The organism is Demequina sp. TMPB413, from assembly GCF_020447105.2.
Taxonomy (GTDB): domain Bacteria; phylum Actinomycetota; class Actinomycetes; order Actinomycetales; family Demequinaceae; genus Demequina.
This window is the reverse complement of record NZ_CP096184.1, coordinates 1,008,439-1,023,466: the sequence shown is the minus strand read 5'-3', so window position 1 is coordinate 1,023,466 and position 15,028 is coordinate 1,008,439. Positions and strand designations below refer to the sequence as shown.

Below are 15,028 nucleotides of genomic sequence, written 5' to 3'. Positions count from 1 at the left end.
CCCACGAGAGACCATGTCAGGCAGGAGGTTCGCCATGAAGGTTCTGGTAGCAGTCGGATCAAAGTACGGTTCTTCGCGAGAGATTGCGAAGGCGATTTGTGGCACCTTGGAAAACCAAGGCTTCGACGTCGAATACTCGGATGCCGCCGACGTTCGCACGGTCACGCCGTACGACGCCGTCATCCTCGGCTCGGCCGTCTACGGGGGACTATGGCGACGCGACGCGTCGGCGATGGCAAAGGAGCACCGAGAGGATCTGAAGGCTCGCGACGTCTGGACCTTCTCCGTCGGAATCGAAACCGTGGTCGTTGAGGGACAGCCAAAGGACGAGGCCTACGGAATCGCCGAATCCATTGGCGCCCGCGAGCACCGCAGGTTCACAGGTGCGCTCGACCCCAGCAAGCTCAACATCGGCGAGCGGGCTCTGATCCGCGCGCTCGACCCCCCGCTTGGCGACTTCCGCGACATGGCGGACGTGCGGATGTGGGCCGAGGGTGTTGGTGCCCAATTGCGCGAGGCCGCTGTCAGCTGAGACGGAGGGTGCGTCACACCCGGCCGTTAGGGTGGTCACCACAAGCCAAGCGGCGGAGGTGGCCAGGTGACGACGCTCGAGGGACGGAGCAAGACCGCGGTCGTGATCATCGACGTGCAACGCGACGTGGTTGCTGCCGCCCATGACCGCGACGCCGTGGTGGCCTCGATCGGGCGACTGCTTGACAGGGCGAGGGCAGTGCGCGCCCCGGTCATCTGGGTCCAGCACTCGAACGAGGAACTGGAGCGGGGGAGTGAGGCGTGGAGCATCGTGCCGGAGTTGTCCCCTGGCGAAGATGAGCCGGTGGTCGAGAAGCATTACGGCGACGCCTTCGAGGACACGGCTCTCGAGCAGACCCTCGCTGCACATGGAGTGGGAAGGCTCGTGGTGGCGGGCGCGCAGACCGACTCGTGCATTCGGTCCACGATTCACGGCGGGTTTGCGCGGGGCTACGACGTCACGCTCGTCGCCGATGCGCACACCACTGAGGACAACACGTCTTTGGGTGCGCCTTCTCCTGCAGAGGTCATCGCACACACGAATCTGTACTGGGCCTACCAGGACGCTCCTGGACGCGTTGCCGAGGTCGAGTTGGCGGACACCGTCGATCTGGGGTCTCTGGCGTCCTAACTGACATAATGTGCATTATCGGCGTTCCGGTGATGCGTGGCAGCGGGGCTGTCGTGGAACCCCTGGAGGGTCTTAAGGCTGCAGGAACATTCACACCCCACCATGCGTTCTTTGAGGTACGGGTCACAAACCCAGCTGAAGGAGGCTCAACATGGCCGATCGTGCACTGCGCGGAATGCGACTGGGAACCCAGAGCATGGAGCGTACCGCGGGCATGGATCTCGCGGAACGCCGCGAGGTCCACTACGACTGCCCTCAAGGGCACGTGCTTGTCTTTCCGTTCGCCGTCGAGGCAGACGTTCCGCTGTCGTGGGAATGCCACTGCGGCTCGCTCGCGCTGCTTCGCGATGGCGAAAGCCCCGAACCGCGAGAGGTGCGCCACCAGCGCACCCACTGGGACATGCTGCTCGAGCGCCGCACCATCGCAGAACTGGAAGACCTTCTCCAGGAAAGACTCGACGTCTTGAGGGCAAGCCGCGGCGCCTAGTCGCGGCGGCTATGCCGCCTCGTGCGTCCGCCCCAGAGCCTCTGAAGTCCCCACCAGGTGACCTTGATGAGCGCCTCGCGAATGATCGCCCCGCTCATCTTTGAGGCTCCCGCGTCACGCTCGACAAAGGTGATCGGAACTTCGGTGACGGTACCGCCTGCGCCCACCACACGCCAGGCCATGTCGACCTGGAAGCAATAACCCTGCGACTCGACCCTGTCGAGTTCCAGGCGGCGCAACAGTTCCGTGCGGTAGCTGCGGAAGCCGGCTGTTGCGTCCTTGATGGGAACGCCAAGAGCCAACCTGACATAACGGTTCGCGTTCGTTGACAAGAACTTGCGGTGGGCCGGCCAGTTCACCACGCTCCCGCCGGGAACCCACCTGGACCCGATCACGAGGTCGTGACTGGCGGCCTTTGCCAGGATGCTCGGCAAGTCCTCGGGACGATGCGAGCCATCGGCGTCCATCTCGACCACCACGTCGTAATCTCGCTCGAGAGCCCACGCAAACGCCTCGAGGTATGCGGCGCCGAGTCCTTGCTTGGACGCGCGATGGAGAGCGAACACCTTGTCGTCGCTAGCGGCGCGAGAGTCGGCCCACTCCCCTGTTCCGTCGGGGGATCCGTCGTCGACCACCATGATGTCGACATCGGGAGCGATCGCTCGCACACCGTCCACTTGGCGTGGCAAGGACTCGATCTCGTTGTAGGTGGGAATGATGACGAGGACGGTCATCGACCGCGCTTTCTGGTGGATCCCCTCCACAGGACCCCCACCGCCACCACGCCCGCAAGAAGCTCGAGCGCCAGAGCAAACGGACCACCCCACTGGGTTGCCGGAGTAAGCGTTGTTCTCAGCGGCACGGTGACAATACCAGCGTCCCTCGTAAAGAGTTCGGCCCTGTCAAGTACGCGGCCCGTCGGCGAGATGACCGCGCTCACGCCCACGGTCGATATCTGAAATGTGGACCGCCCGGTCTCTATCGCCCTGAATCGCGACATCGCCAGTTGCTGCGTACTCTCCGCCGAGTTGCCGTAACTCGCATTGTTGGTCTGCACCGCTAGGAATTCCGCGCCCAATCGCACGGCTTCGCGTGACAACCAGTCGTACGCCACTTCGAAACAGATAATTGGTCCGACGATGACATCGCGGTCAAGGGACGCGATCGGTATGTCGATTCTGGTGGGCCCCTCGCCCGGGATGACATCGGTGGTCACACGATCCACTTCCTTCGAGAACAACCTCACGAAGGACCTCATAGGAATGTACTCCCCGAAGGGGACGATCTGTTGTTTGCGATACTCGACACCGGGAAGGGCCTTGCCGCTTGGTAGCCACACGATAGACGTGTTGTAGCGGCCTTCGGCGGGGCTGTAATCGTTCGTCCCGAGCAGGAGTGGCGCGTCGAACGCGCGGGCCGCCTCCGTGGCCGCAGCCCCGGTCTCTGCATCACTGCGGGGGTCGATGTCTGCGGCGCTTTCGGGCCAAATGATGAGGTCTACTGCAGCGTCGGGGTACTCCTGCGCCAGCGCGAGGGTCGCGTCGCGGTGATTGGCGGTGACTTCGCGCGCACGGCCAAAGGAATCGAGGCCCTCGTTGGCGAGGTTGCCCTGGGCCCACGCGACAGTGATCTCGCCGTTTTGGGCGCGGCCGTCGAGTGGGATGCCGATGGGCAAGAGGGTCAGGGCGACAACCGCCGCGGGCGCCGCAAGTCCCTGGAGAATTCGTTGTTCCCTCAGCGCGAAGAACCCTACCCCGAGGATGGCGCCGAGCAACGCCACCGTAAGCGAGACCAGCGGCGCTCCCCCAAGCCAGGCCAATCGCACCAAGGGAGAGTCGACCACTCCGAATGCCAGCCGAGCCCAGGGGAATCCTCCCAAGGGCCACACGGACCGCAACTGCTCCGCGCCGACCCAGACCAGAGCGAAGGCTGCGGGCTCAAGCCACAGGAATCGTCCGAGTGTGCGACGCCGCGTCATCCTCGCCGTGAGGGCCCCCACCAGGCCTATCGCGAGCGCCTCGAAGGTGGACAGCGCGATCCACGGCAGCCACGAGGCTGTCACGTACGCCCACCACACGTGCGGCAAGAAGAACGTCACCCCGAAGAGCCAACCGACCGCGAAGCCGACGCGCGTCGTGGCGTCCCGTAGCGCCACGTAGAGCATGCCGATGGCCAGCGGTGCGGCGACCCACCAACCGACGTCGGGGAAGGCCAAAAAGAGGACCCCTCCACCCAACACTGCGAGAATCAACCTGCGCGCTGTAGAAGACACTGAACGATCATACGGGTTCGTATCAGTAGGCCACGACGCCCCGTCGCATGGCAGAAATGACCGTCACGGCCCGTTCGCGCGTGGCCGAAGACGGCGCCACCTGCGCGATCTGATCGAGGGCATCGATGACCTGTTTGCACCACCGCACCATGTCACCCGGTGCGATAGAAGTGCCGTCGAGCACGGCGTCGAGGCCTTTGCCTTGCGCCCAGCCGTGAATGGAGCGCACGAGCCCCCAATGTGGGGCGGGCAAAGGCGGGAGTTGGTGCTCCGAGTGCATGTCGTCAAGTCGCGACCAGATGCGCTGAGTCTCGCGAAGAGCCTGCCCGAGTACGCCTTGAGAGCCACCAGGGATGCGCGGCGTGTACTCGCCGTCGTCACGGCGTGCCGAATACAACAAGGTGGACACCGCGGCGGCGAGCGCCGGCGGATGGAGGGCCTCCCAGGCCCCTGAACGCAAGCACTCGGCGATCACGATGTCGTTCTCGGCGTACAGAGTCCGTAACATGCCGCCAGCGGCAGTGACGGCGACGTCTTCTCCCTCGCCGTCTAGATATCCCAATTCGCGCAACACGTCGCAGCGCCTGTCAAAGATGGCCGCGATGGAACCGGTGGCGCGGGAGATCTCTCCCGTCAGCCGATCCTTGTCTCGTAGCGTTCGGAAGTACCTTTCTGCCCAGCGCGCATGGTCCTCACGGTCTGGACAGTGATGGCAGGGGTGCGAACGCATGGCTTGCCTGACGGCGTCGAGTTCCGTGCGCGGCTGCGAGGCAGGTGCTCGTGCCGCCCTCGCCTCACGGTGAAGGGTGCGGCCCTCTTCCGCGACCCGAGAGCCGAGCTCCTTGCGGGCGCGAGCGTCCTTGAACGGGAAGTTCCTTGGCAGCGGCATCTTTCCGACCCTGTCCAGTCCCGCGGGCAAGTCGGCCAGCGACAGCCTCAGCAAGCGGCCGGCATCGCTGACGACGCTGGGGCGGGGCGCGCGTTCGTCGTCGTCGCTGTGGACAACGACGCCGTAGCCCGAGCGTCGCCCTCCGCCAATGCGAATGAGGTCCCCGCGTTGCAGTGCGCTCAGTTGAGCGGCAGTGGCCTCCTTGCGGGCAGAACTCGCCGCTCTTGCGGACTTCTTCTCCGCTCGGTTGAGCTTCTCGCGCAAAGATGCGTACTCAAGGAAGTCCCCCTTGTCGCACTCCATCGCCTCCCTGAAGCCCTGCAGGGATGACTCAAGCTCCCGCACTCTGCGTGCGGATCCGACGACTGACTGGTCCGCTTGGAACTGGGCGAAAGACATCTCGAGGACCTCGCGGGCTCGTGAAACGCCAGAGTTCGCCACCAAGTTGATCGACATGTTGTAGTTGGGTTGGAACGAGGAGATCAGAGGGTACGTGCGGCGGGACGCTAGCCTGCCCAACTGATGGGCGTCGAATCCAGGATGCTCGATGACGACGGCGTGTCCCTCGACATCGATGCCGCGCCGACCAGCCCGGCCGGTGAGCTGGGTGTACTCCCCTGCCGTCAGATCCTTGTGCCCTTGGCCGTCCCACTTGACCAGCTTCTCAAGCACGACGGAACGGGCGGGCATGTTGATGCCGAGTGCGAGCGTCTCCGTCGCGTACACGACCTTGATGAGACCCGCCGCAAACAGTTCCTCGACCACCTCTTTGAACAACGGGATCAGGCCAGCGTGATGCGCCGCGAGCCCTGCCTCAAGGCGATCGCGCCACGCCGCAAAGCCGAGCGCGCCCAGGTCCTCGGGGGCAAGCCCGGCGCACCGCGTGTCCACGATGTACCTGATGCGGTCCCGCTCCTCTTCAGTCGTGAGCAGGATGCCTGCATGGCGGACCTGGTCGACGGCATCCTCGCAGCCTGCGCGCGAGAAGATGAACACGATGGCGGGAAGCAGTCCTTGAGCGTCGAGTTGTTCCACCACCGCAAACCGAGGAGGGCTTCTGCGTGGCTTGCCTCCAGGCCCGCCTCGCCCCCGATAGCCGTTGCGACCAGACCCGCCGCGACTTTCAAGCTGCCGCGTCCTCTTGACGATCGCATCGATCTCCGGATTGAGACGCACCGCCATCGCCGGATCGGTGGGGTCGGTCCCTGGCGCGTATAGGTCGAACATGCCCTCGCGCAACAACACGTGGGGCCACAACGGCACCGGTCGCGTCTCGGAGACGATGACTCGGGTGTCGCCTCTGACCTCCGTCAGCCAAGCCCCGAACTCTTCCGCATTCGACACGGTAGCTGAGAGCGCCACAAGGGCTGTGGCGGCGCCTGCATGGACAATGACTTCTTCCCACACCGAGCCCCTGAAGCGATCGGCAAGGTAGTGGACCTCGTCGAGGACGACGACGCCGAGGTTGTCGAGATCACGAGAATCGGCGTAGATCATATTGCGGAGAACCTCGGTGGTCATCACCACGATGTCCGCATGCGGATTGATGGAGGTGTCGCCCGTGAGCAGGCCCACCTTGTCGGGCCCGTACACCGCACGCAAGTCCCCGAACTTCTGATTGCTGAGAGCCTTGATGGGCGTCGTGTAGTAGGCCTTGAGGCCGCGGCTGCGCGCATGGGCCACGGCGAACTCTCCGACGACGGTCTTGCCCGCGCCAGTTGGTGCAGCGACAAGCACCGAGTGGCCTTGAGCCACCGCCTCACACCCCTCTTGCTGAAAGTCATCGAGCGGGAATGGCAGCGTCTGTTCGAACGCGAGCACTTCAGCGGAGCGCCGTTTCCGGCGCGAGGCGGCGTAGCGTTCGGCTGGGCTGGTCACCTCGCCAATCTAACGCGGACGGGCGCCCAGGACGCGCAGTGCATGCGGCACGACCTCGATCGTGAGGGGCTCGCCGCCCACGAGTTCGCCATCGGCGAAGGCCGGCGCGAGTGAGGCCCCATCAACCGATTGCTGGATCGTCACCTTGCGGGCTTGAACGATACGGACGCGAGGGTCGTCGATGTGCGAGCCATCGTAGAGCTTGGGAAACATGCGGACGATGTCGCGCCGGCGCAAAGGCTCAGTGATGACGAACTCAAGCAGACCGTCGGTCACTGACGATGCTGGCGAGATCCGCAGCCCCCCGCCAAAGACGGGCGAGTTGGCGACGGCCACCAGGGTGCACTGCTGGGACCACGTGACGCCATCGACTGTGACCGTGACGCTGTAGGGCCGATAGCGCGGCAACTCTCGTAGCGTCGCCAGCTTGTACTTGGCGGGCCCGCGCGGGCGGGTGATTCGGCGTGCGTAAGAGGCGATCGCGGCGTCAATGCCAGCGGACAACACGGCAGCAAAGTATCTTGGCGAGGCCGGCAGTTCCACCCGGCTTCCCGACATCTTTCCTAGGTCGATCGTGGCCACATCTCCCTGAAGACCGTCATCGATGCGATTGACCGCTTCGCCGATGTGGTGAATGGGCAGGTCGAGCGTGATCGCAGCGTCGTTGCCAGAGCCAGCCGCGACGATTCCCAGCGGAAGCTTCTTCTCTGCACATACCTGGATCCCCAAGTGCACCATGCCGTCGCCGCCGACCACGACGAGCGCGTCAAGGTGACGCCGCGCACGCATTGCCACCTCGTAGGAGGCCGGCCATGAGCCGCGGGACAAATCGTTGACCTGGTGGCCCTTGGCGGCGAGCAATGCGAGTGTTTCTTGTCCCCACGCTCTGCCCCTGCCAGAACCCGACGTGGGATTGGTGATCACTCCAACTTTGCTCACTCGCGCTCCTTTGCGCGCCGTCGCTGTCTGAGGGCGCCTATACCGATGGCGCCAAAGTACAGCCCAACCATCGGTATGGCCATCCCGATCATCGTGATCGCGTCAGGGGTAGGCGTCATGGCGGCGGCGAACACGAAGATCAGGAGCACCGCCCAGCGCCAGGCCTTCAGCCAGGACTTCCACGGCACGATGCCGACCCACGTGAGTGCCACCATGATTACCGGAAACACGAAGGCGAGCCCGAAGGCGATCAATAGCCGCATCGCGAAGGTGAGATAGAGCTCGGCGTCGAGGAGTTGTTGGGTGCCCTCTGGCCGGAAGTCCGTGAGGATGGTGACCGCGTGCGGGAATACCAGCCATGCAGCGACGATGCCGCTAAGAAACAGTGGGATGGCCGCGGCCAGAAAGCCGACGGTGTAACGGCGCTCCTTCCCCGTCAAGCCGGGGGCGACATAGGCCCACACTTGGTAAAGCCACCAAGGCGAACTCATGATGAGTCCCAAGAAGAAGGCGACCTTCACATGCATGTCGAGCGCGGTCGCCAGGCCAGCGAAGTTGACGGACACAATGGCGTCATCGCTCGAGGCGGCCTCGAGCAGGGGGCGTTGGAGCGCTTCGAAGGCGGGATCGAACAAGAACCAGCCGCCGATCGCCGCGAGGGCGATCCCGACGACCGAGTAGATGATGCGGTTGCGCAACTCGACCAGATGGTCGCGCAGAGGCATGCGTGCGTCAGGGCTGCGACGCACCCGCCTACTTGTCGTGCGAGTCATCCTTGGCGGAGGGCTTGGTCGAGTCCCCGCTCTCGCCCGTCGGCTCCTTGGGGTCGTCGTCAGAGCTCAGCGCCTTCGTCTCGTCCTTGAGAATCCGCAACGACTTACCGATGCTCCGCGCCAGCTCTGGAAGCCGGGGCGCGCCAAAGAGCAACAACACCACAATCAGGAGGACGACGATGTGCCATCCGCGCAATGCGCCCATGAGAACTACCTTTTCAGACTCGGCTTTGGTCCAGTCTATGCCTGTGCCGCCAACACAGCCCGCGCCTGGCGCGCGAGTTCATTCGCGAGTTGCTGAGGTTCGACGGACTTGAGTGCCGTGCCGACCGTCATGAGTTGCCCAGCGATGGCCGACACGTCCGCCACGCCAAAGCGTGCCGTAATGGTTCCTTCCGACTCCTCTAGCCGCACCCCTGGGAAGGACTCGAAGAGCCAGCGGGCGTCGACATCGGCCACGACCACTGCTTCGAAGTGTGCCACGAGTGAGAAGCCCGAGCTCTCGCTCGGAGGCGTCACGATCGGCTCATCCCCCAGGGACGGAGACAGGATTCTGTCGACCCTCAAAGTGCGGTAGTCCTCCGCACGCCGGCAATAGCACTCGACGTAGGGGGTGCCATCGATCACCACCATGCGGTGGGGCTCAATCACCCGTGAGGTGCTGCGGTCGTTGGCATCGACGTAGCCGACGCCGACCACCACGCGCCTGTCGATCGACTCGCGCAACACAGCCACGACCGCTGGATCCACGCTGCCCGTCGTCACCGACCGCACCGCGTCCTTGTCGCCCACTGCGTCGATGAGCTTGGCCAGGGCAGTGTGGGCCGCCTCTGGCGCGACACCGCCAGCCACGACAGCCGACAGCGCTCCGATGAGGGCAACGCCCTCTCGGGGCGATAGGCGCACCTGGCCGACTCCTTGCGAGTTGATCAGCCGAACCACGCCCTCGTCGAAGGCCCAGCCATCGAAGTCGATCAGGTCTTGAGGGGCGTGACCGGGGACACCAGATACCCACAGCAGCTCGACGTCTCGCCGTATCTGAGCGGGACTGACGCCAAAATGCGCCGCCAACTCATCGACGCTTGCCTCTCCCTCGCGCTCGACGTAGGTCAGGATCCCGAGCAAGCGGGTCACACGAGGAGCCGTGCGCTCAGCCACGATCCCCTCCCCCACTGGTCTCGATTCCACCTGCACCCTCGGCAACGAGCAGCGCCGCAGCGGCTTCCTCCACTACCGCCGACGCGATGGGCTCAGGGGACATGACTCGCGCGCGCCCAGCCAGCGCGAGAACCTCGTCCTTGATCGCGTCAGCGTGCCGGTAGTGCACCTCGATCAGGTCCCAGTGGTCGCGCGTTCCACGCGGTTCGCCACGGCGCCTGATGGCGTGTCCTGCCTCCGGACGCACGCCGAGAATGGCAGTGTGCTGCACGCCGGTGTCCCCCCAAGCCGCCTCTGGCAGAGACTGTGGGATGGTGTAGGCGCCCTCTCTACCCACCATGGTGACATTGCCGTGGATGCGTCCCAGGCGGAACGTGCGCGGTTCGCCCTTGTCTTGGTCAAAGGCAAAGAGGTACTCGGCGCCTGCGCGGAGGATGATCTGCCAGGGCTGCACCGTGCGCTTGCTCAGTCCTGTGCTTGCCGACGTGTAGTCAAAACTGACGGCCATCCTGCGCGCACGGGCCTCGACGATCGTGGCAGTCGCATCGGAGGTCGAAGAGGCCCTCGCCCCCAGAGTCAACGGCGTGCGGGGGGCCGCGGAGGACGTGGATGCAATCTTGGTCAGCCCTTGGTGAGCGTCGGGACCAAGGGTGGCTCCTTGCCAGTACTCCGCGGCAAGGGCGAGCGCAGCGGCCTCCGCCGGGGAGAAGTCGATGCCTGGCATTGCGGCGTCGGACGCGTCGATCTTGTAGCCGATCTCGTCTCCGTGAGTGGGGTCCACCACCGTCTGGAGCGGTATTCCCATTCGTCGTAGCTCTTCCTTGTCGCGCTCGAACATCCGCTCGAAGGCCGCTTCCCTACGGCGAGCCTCTTCAGGCGATAGGCGCGTGTCGGCAGGCTCGTAGCCCACTACCGAGGCACGGATCTGGGCGCGCGTCATGCGCACCCTGGCGTGCGTCAGGGCGATGATCAGGTTGAGCAGCCGCTCGGCCGGATCGATCGCCATTTAGACCCTGACCGCCAACAACTCTGTAGTGAGGATGGCGCGTGCGCCAGCGGCGTACAGAGCATCCATCACCTGATTCATCTCGGTGCGCGGCACCATCACCCGCACTGCTTGCCAATCGGAACCGTGCAAGGGCGTCACGGTCGGCGCCTCAAATCCTGGCGTAATGCGGATCGCGTCCTCAAGCTTGTCAGCCGGGACGTCGTAGTCAACGAGCACGTACTGGCGCGCCATGAGTACGCCGCGAAGGCGGGCTGCGAGAACTGCAACGTCAGCGTCGGGTACCGAATTCGCCCTAATCAGGATGGCCTCTGACTTCAGGAGCGGCTCGCCGAAGACTTCGAGACCTGCCGCCTTGAGCGTCGTGCCCGTCGAGACGACGTCGGCAACGGCGTCGGCTACTCCCAGCCGCACGGAGGACTCGACTGCCCCGTCGAGCCTGACCACGTCGGCCTCAATTCCGAAGGACCGCAGGTGAGTGTCGACCAAGTGTTCGTATGAGGTTGCCACGCGTTTCCCTGCGAGCTGAGAGATCTGGGAGATCTCTCCGGCAGGCGCGGCGTAACGGAAGGTAGAGCCCCCGAACCCGAGCTCGAGAATCTCGGTCGCGGCAGCGCCGCTGTCGAGCAGCAAGTCTCGACCGGTAATGCCCGCTTGCACGGTCCCAGAACCGACGTACACGGCGACGTCTCTTGGCCTCAGGAAGAAGAACTCGACATCGTTTCGCGCGTCGGTGAGCACCAGCTCGCGCGGGTCACGGCGCTGCTTGTAGCCCGCTTCCACCAGCAGTGACACTGCTGGGTCCGACAACGAGCCCTTGTTGGGAACGGCGATCCGAAGCATCAGCGTCCCCCTACAGGTATTTCTCGACGTCGGCGAGGGTGAGTCCCTTGGCGATCATCATCACTTGCGCGTGGTACAGCAACTGTGAAAGCTCCTCTGCCGTCTCCGCGTCCGACTGGAACTCGGCAGCCATCCACGCTTCGGCGGCCTCTTCGACCAGCTTTTTGCCGATGGCGTGCACGCCTTTGTCCAGCAAAGCCACCGTTCCAGAGCCTTCTGGGCGCTGCACGGCGCGTGCGGAAAGGGTGTCGAATAACTCGTTGAAGGAAGTCACGCGGCCAGCCTAGTAGGACCTGGGCCTACCGACCGTCGATCGCGGCCAGCAGGGCCGCCGTGGCGAGCGCGGCCTCGACGGCCTCCGCGCCTTTGTCTTCCCGAGAGTCGGCCAAACCTGCGCGCGCAAGGGCTTGAGCGTCGTTGTCGGTTGTCAAGACACCGAAGCCGACCGGGACGGCATGCTGTCGCGCCACGTCGGTCAGTCCACGCGTGACGGCCTCGCACACGTAGTCGAAGTGAGGCGTATCGCCCCGCACCACGACCCCGAGGCACACGATGGCAGTGGAGCCAGAACGCGCAAGCTTCTCCGCCACGACGGGCAACTCGAACGCTCCTGGCACCCGCAGGACCCGCGCCTCAGCGCCTGCGGCCTCGATGGCCCGCAACGCACCTGCAACGAGTCCATCCATCACCTCTGTGTGCCACAGTGACGCCACGATGTCGACAGTGATGCCTGCACCGTTGACGTCGAGACTCGGTGCCCCGTGGCCACTCATGCGGTCTCTCCCGTCAGGTGCCCCATGCGCTGCACCTTGGTGAGCCTGTATGCCTCGTTCTCTGGGTGATCGCCCACGTGGTGAGGAACTCTGTCCGTCACGGTGATGCCGGATGCCCGCAGACCCTCGACCTTGGCGGGGTTGTTGGTGAGCAGGCGCACGTGCGTCAGGCCCAAGTCCTCAAGGATCGCAGCAGCGGCCCCGTACTCGCGCCGGTCAACCGGCAGTCCGAGTTCGAGGTTCGCGTCCACGGTGTCCCTGCCGGCGTCCTGGAGCGCGTACGCCTGAATCTTGGAGATGATCCCGATGCCACGGCCCTCATGGCCCGTGAGGTAGATCACCGCACCACCTTCGGCGTTGACCCGATCAAGAGCGGCATCAAGTTGCGGGCCACAGTCGCAACGATGTGAGGAGAAGGCGTCCCCCGTGAGGCACTCCGAGTGCACTCGCACGATGGGAACGGCATCCCCCATTGGCTGCTTGTACAGCGCCACGTGCTCGTGTCCCGTACGCGCGTCCCGGTAGGCCTTCACGGTGAACTCGCCGTGCGCGGTGGGAAGCCTCGCTTCGCCCTCAAACAGCACCCGATGTGGCTGCGGCTCGACGGTTTCCGGCAGGTCCTTCTTGGTGCGGCGGAAGTGGATGAGGTCGGCGATGGTCATGAGGGTAAGCCCCTCCTTGGAGGCGAGTGCGGAAGCATCGCCCTGGCGCATCATCGTTCCGTCGTCGTTCACAAGTTCAGCGATCACGCCCACGGGCTCGAGACCGGCCAGTCGGCAAAGATCCACGGCGGCCTCGGTATGCCCAGGGCGGTGCAGGACACCACCTGCAACGGCGCGCAGCGGCAAAACATGCCCAGGACGGATGAAATCGTCGGGCTCCGCGTCTGCGCGAGAGAGGACTTGCAACGTCCGATGCCTATCGGCGGCCGAGATCCCTGTCGTGACGCCGGAAGCGGCGTCCACCGACACCGTGTACGCGGTGCGGCGAGGGTCCTGGCTATTGGGCACCATCAAGGGCAGGTTGAGAGCGTCGGCCTTGGAACTTGGCATCGGGGCGCAGAGGTATCCGCTCGAGTGGCGGATTCCCCATGCCACCCACTCCATCGTGGCCGTCTCGGCCGACATGATGAAGTCGGCCTCGTCCTCTCGATCGCGGGAATCGCACACCAAGACCGGCTTGCCGCTCTTGAGGTCTTCGAGAGCTCTCTCCACCAACGCGATCACTGCATCGCTCACGACCTTGACTCCATCAGCCGCTCCACATACTTGGCGATCACATCGACCTCAACGTTGGCAACGTCGCCGACGGAGAAGTCACCAAAGGTGGTGTCGGACAAGGTCGTGGGGATCAGGGATACCGTGGCGCGGTTGCCGCTCAGCTCGGCGACCGTCAGTGACACCCCGTTGAGGGCTATTGAGCCCTTGCGGACGACGTAGGGCAGCAGTTCGGCAGGGAGTTCGAACGTGAGATCGTCCCACTCAGCCTGAGAGTCACGCGCAACGAGAGTGGCGACACCATCGACATGGCCCTGCATGATGTGGCCACCGAGACGCCCTGTCGCAGGCATCGCGCGCTCAAGGTTGACTCGAGCACCGGGCGTGAGCCTTCCCAGCCCCGACGTCTCCAGCGTGATGCGCATCATGTCGGCCGTCCACCCGTCGTCGGCGATGCTCGCCACCGTCAGACACACTCCGTTGACGGCAATGGACTCGCCATGGACTAGATCGCCGCCGAGACCTGGCGAGGCGATGGTGAGTCGCGCCGACGCGCCGCCATCCTCGACTGAGGTAACGGTGCCGACCGACTCAACGATGCCGGTAAACATTACTTTCCCTTCGTGACCATGGCCGTGACCAGGCAATCTACACCGAGAGGCGTGATCGTCACGTCCCGACCCCTCAACGCGTCGGTCATGGTGCCGATTCCCAGATCCCAGATGGCCGGGATGCCAGAGCCCAGGAGGGCAGGCGCGACGTAGACGTGGAGTTCATCGACAAGCCCCGCGCGAAGAAAGGCCGTGAGGACCTTCCCGCCACCTTCGACCACGACCGTCCGCACCTCGCGAGCTGCCAACGCGTCGAGCGCTTCTTCAGGGCTCCTGGTGGTCACGGCGATGGCGTTGTTGTCGCGCCACACTTTGGCCCCTGACGTGTCGCTCAGGCCCATAATCGCGCGCAGCGGTTGATGGGGTTGGGACACTCGACTGGGCCGTGCGGAGAGCTCAGGGTCATCCGCAATCACTGTGCCGGTGCCCACCAGGAGGGCGTCGACGCTGGCGCGGGTGTGGTGCGCATGATCTCTTGCCTCGTTGCCGGTAATCCAGAAGCTCGTGCCATCGGCCGCGGCGATCTTGCCGTCAAGGGTCTGAGCCCACTTGGCGATGACGTGCGGACGGCCAAGTCTCAAGGAAGACAGCCAACGCATGTTCAGTGCTTCTGCGGTGGCGTGCGGTGCAAGCGAGGCGTCGATGCCTCGCGACCGGAGAGTCGCCGCACCCCCGCCAGCCTCTGGGTTGGGATCAGCTACCGCGTAGACCACCCGCGAGACGCCTGCGTTCGTGAGGGCGTCGGTGCACGGCCCTGTGCGACCCGTGTGGTTACACGGCTCGAGCGTCACGTATGCCGTCGACCCTGCGAGTTCCTCACCCGCTCCCCTCGCCGCCTCGATGGCGGCAACCTCAGCGTGCGCCGTGCCAGCACCCCGGTGAAAGCCTTCCCCGATGACGCGACCATCTGGTCTGACGATGACAGCGCCTACCCTGGGGTTGGGTCCGTGGGCCGGCCCAAGCGCGGCCAAGGAGGCAGCCAGATCCATCGCTTGGGCGTCGTCAACCGGCCCGTTCATT

General features: G+C 64.7%; 17 protein-coding genes. 3 read left to right on the top strand and 14 right to left on the bottom strand.

Features of this window, described 5'->3' with window-relative positions:
- The first annotated feature begins 34 nt into the window (after positions 1-34).
- The 3 genes from LGT36_RS04970 to LGT36_RS04960 all read left to right on the top strand — a co-directional run bounded on the left by LGT36_RS04970 (position 35) and on the right by LGT36_RS04960 (position 1,649).
- A complete protein-coding gene (locus tag LGT36_RS04970; RefSeq protein ID WP_226097533.1) occupies positions 35-532 on the top strand; it encodes a flavodoxin domain-containing protein in 498 nt (165 codons plus the stop codon).
- Positions 533-598: 66 nt separating this feature from the next.
- Positions 599-1,162: a cysteine hydrolase family protein gene (locus LGT36_RS04965; protein WP_226097534.1), complete on the top strand. Its 564-nt coding sequence runs from the start codon at positions 599-601 to the stop codon at positions 1,160-1,162.
- Between the two features lie 151 nt (positions 1,163-1,313).
- Positions 1,314-1,649: an RNA polymerase-binding protein RbpA gene (locus LGT36_RS04960; protein WP_226097535.1), complete on the top strand. Its 336-nt coding sequence runs from the start codon at positions 1,314-1,316 to the stop codon at positions 1,647-1,649.
- Here the strand turns inward: LGT36_RS04960 and LGT36_RS04955 are convergent.
- The 14 genes from LGT36_RS04955 to ribD are packed head-to-tail and all read right to left on the bottom strand — an operon-like array spanning position 1,646 to position 15,027.
- The gene (locus LGT36_RS04955; protein WP_226097536.1) at positions 1,646-2,383 is read right to left on the bottom strand and encodes a polyprenol monophosphomannose synthase; all 738 of its coding nucleotides are present in this window, start codon (positions 2,381-2,383) and stop codon (positions 1,646-1,648) included. The two genes, LGT36_RS04960 and LGT36_RS04955, sit on opposite strands and share 4 nt — an antisense overlap.
- On the bottom strand, positions 2,380-3,921 hold the full coding sequence (gene lnt, locus LGT36_RS04950; RefSeq protein ID WP_226097537.1) for an apolipoprotein N-acyltransferase: 1,542 nt from the start codon (positions 3,919-3,921) through the stop codon (positions 2,380-2,382). Before lnt ends, LGT36_RS04955 begins: the two co-directional genes overlap by 4 nt.
- A 22-nt stretch (positions 3,922-3,943) precedes the next feature.
- Positions 3,944-6,688, bottom strand: a complete 2,745-nt coding sequence (locus LGT36_RS04945) for an RNA helicase (RefSeq protein ID WP_226097538.1) — start codon at positions 6,686-6,688, stop codon at positions 3,944-3,946.
- A 9-nt stretch (positions 6,689-6,697) separates the two neighbouring features.
- Positions 6,698-7,627: a diacylglycerol kinase family protein gene (locus tag LGT36_RS04940; protein WP_226097539.1), complete on the bottom strand. Its 930-nt coding sequence runs from the start codon at positions 7,625-7,627 to the stop codon at positions 6,698-6,700.
- Complete coding sequence (gene tatC, locus LGT36_RS04935; RefSeq protein ID WP_226097540.1) at positions 7,624-8,352, bottom strand: twin-arginine translocase subunit TatC; 729 nt, start codon at positions 8,350-8,352, stop codon at positions 7,624-7,626. The genes LGT36_RS04940 and tatC overlap by 4 nt, the downstream gene beginning before the upstream one ends.
- A gap of 28 nt (positions 8,353-8,380) precedes the next feature.
- Entirely contained in the window at positions 8,381-8,605 is a 225-nt protein-coding gene (tatA, locus tag LGT36_RS04930; RefSeq protein ID WP_226097541.1) for a Sec-independent protein translocase subunit TatA, read from the bottom strand.
- Between the two features lie 35 nt (positions 8,606-8,640).
- Positions 8,641-9,558: a YafY family protein gene (locus tag LGT36_RS04925; protein WP_226097542.1), complete on the bottom strand. Its 918-nt coding sequence runs from the start codon at positions 9,556-9,558 to the stop codon at positions 8,641-8,643.
- Positions 9,551-10,564, bottom strand: coding sequence for a YafY family protein (locus LGT36_RS04920; protein WP_226097543.1), 1,014 nt, complete (start codon positions 10,562-10,564; stop codon positions 9,551-9,553). The genes LGT36_RS04925 and LGT36_RS04920 overlap by 8 nt, the downstream gene beginning before the upstream one ends.
- Positions 10,565-11,407 (bottom strand): ATP phosphoribosyltransferase, encoded by an 843-nt coding sequence (gene hisG, locus LGT36_RS04915; RefSeq protein ID WP_226097544.1) that lies wholly within the window; start codon positions 11,405-11,407, stop codon positions 10,565-10,567. It lies immediately after the preceding gene.
- A gap of 10 nt (positions 11,408-11,417) precedes the next feature.
- A complete protein-coding gene (locus LGT36_RS04910) occupies positions 11,418-11,681 on the bottom strand; it encodes a phosphoribosyl-ATP diphosphatase (protein WP_226097545.1) in 264 nt (87 codons plus the stop codon).
- A gap of 25 nt (positions 11,682-11,706) precedes the next feature.
- Positions 11,707-12,180, bottom strand: a complete 474-nt coding sequence (ribH, locus tag LGT36_RS04905; protein ID WP_226097546.1) for a 6,7-dimethyl-8-ribityllumazine synthase — start codon at positions 12,178-12,180, stop codon at positions 11,707-11,709.
- Complete coding sequence (gene ribB / locus LGT36_RS04900; RefSeq protein ID WP_305881767.1) at positions 12,177-13,418, bottom strand: 3,4-dihydroxy-2-butanone-4-phosphate synthase; 1,242 nt, start codon at positions 13,416-13,418, stop codon at positions 12,177-12,179. The genes ribH and ribB overlap by 4 nt, the downstream gene beginning before the upstream one ends.
- Positions 13,415-14,008 (bottom strand): riboflavin synthase, encoded by a 594-nt coding sequence (locus LGT36_RS04895; RefSeq protein WP_226097548.1) that lies wholly within the window; start codon positions 14,006-14,008, stop codon positions 13,415-13,417. Before LGT36_RS04895 ends, ribB begins: the two co-directional genes overlap by 4 nt.
- Positions 14,008-15,027 (bottom strand): bifunctional diaminohydroxyphosphoribosylaminopyrimidine deaminase/5-amino-6-(5-phosphoribosylamino)uracil reductase RibD, encoded by a 1,020-nt coding sequence (gene ribD / locus LGT36_RS04890; protein ID WP_226097549.1) that lies wholly within the window; start codon positions 15,025-15,027, stop codon positions 14,008-14,010. Before ribD ends, LGT36_RS04895 begins: the two co-directional genes overlap by 1 nt.
- Position 15,028: the final 1 nt, after the last annotated feature.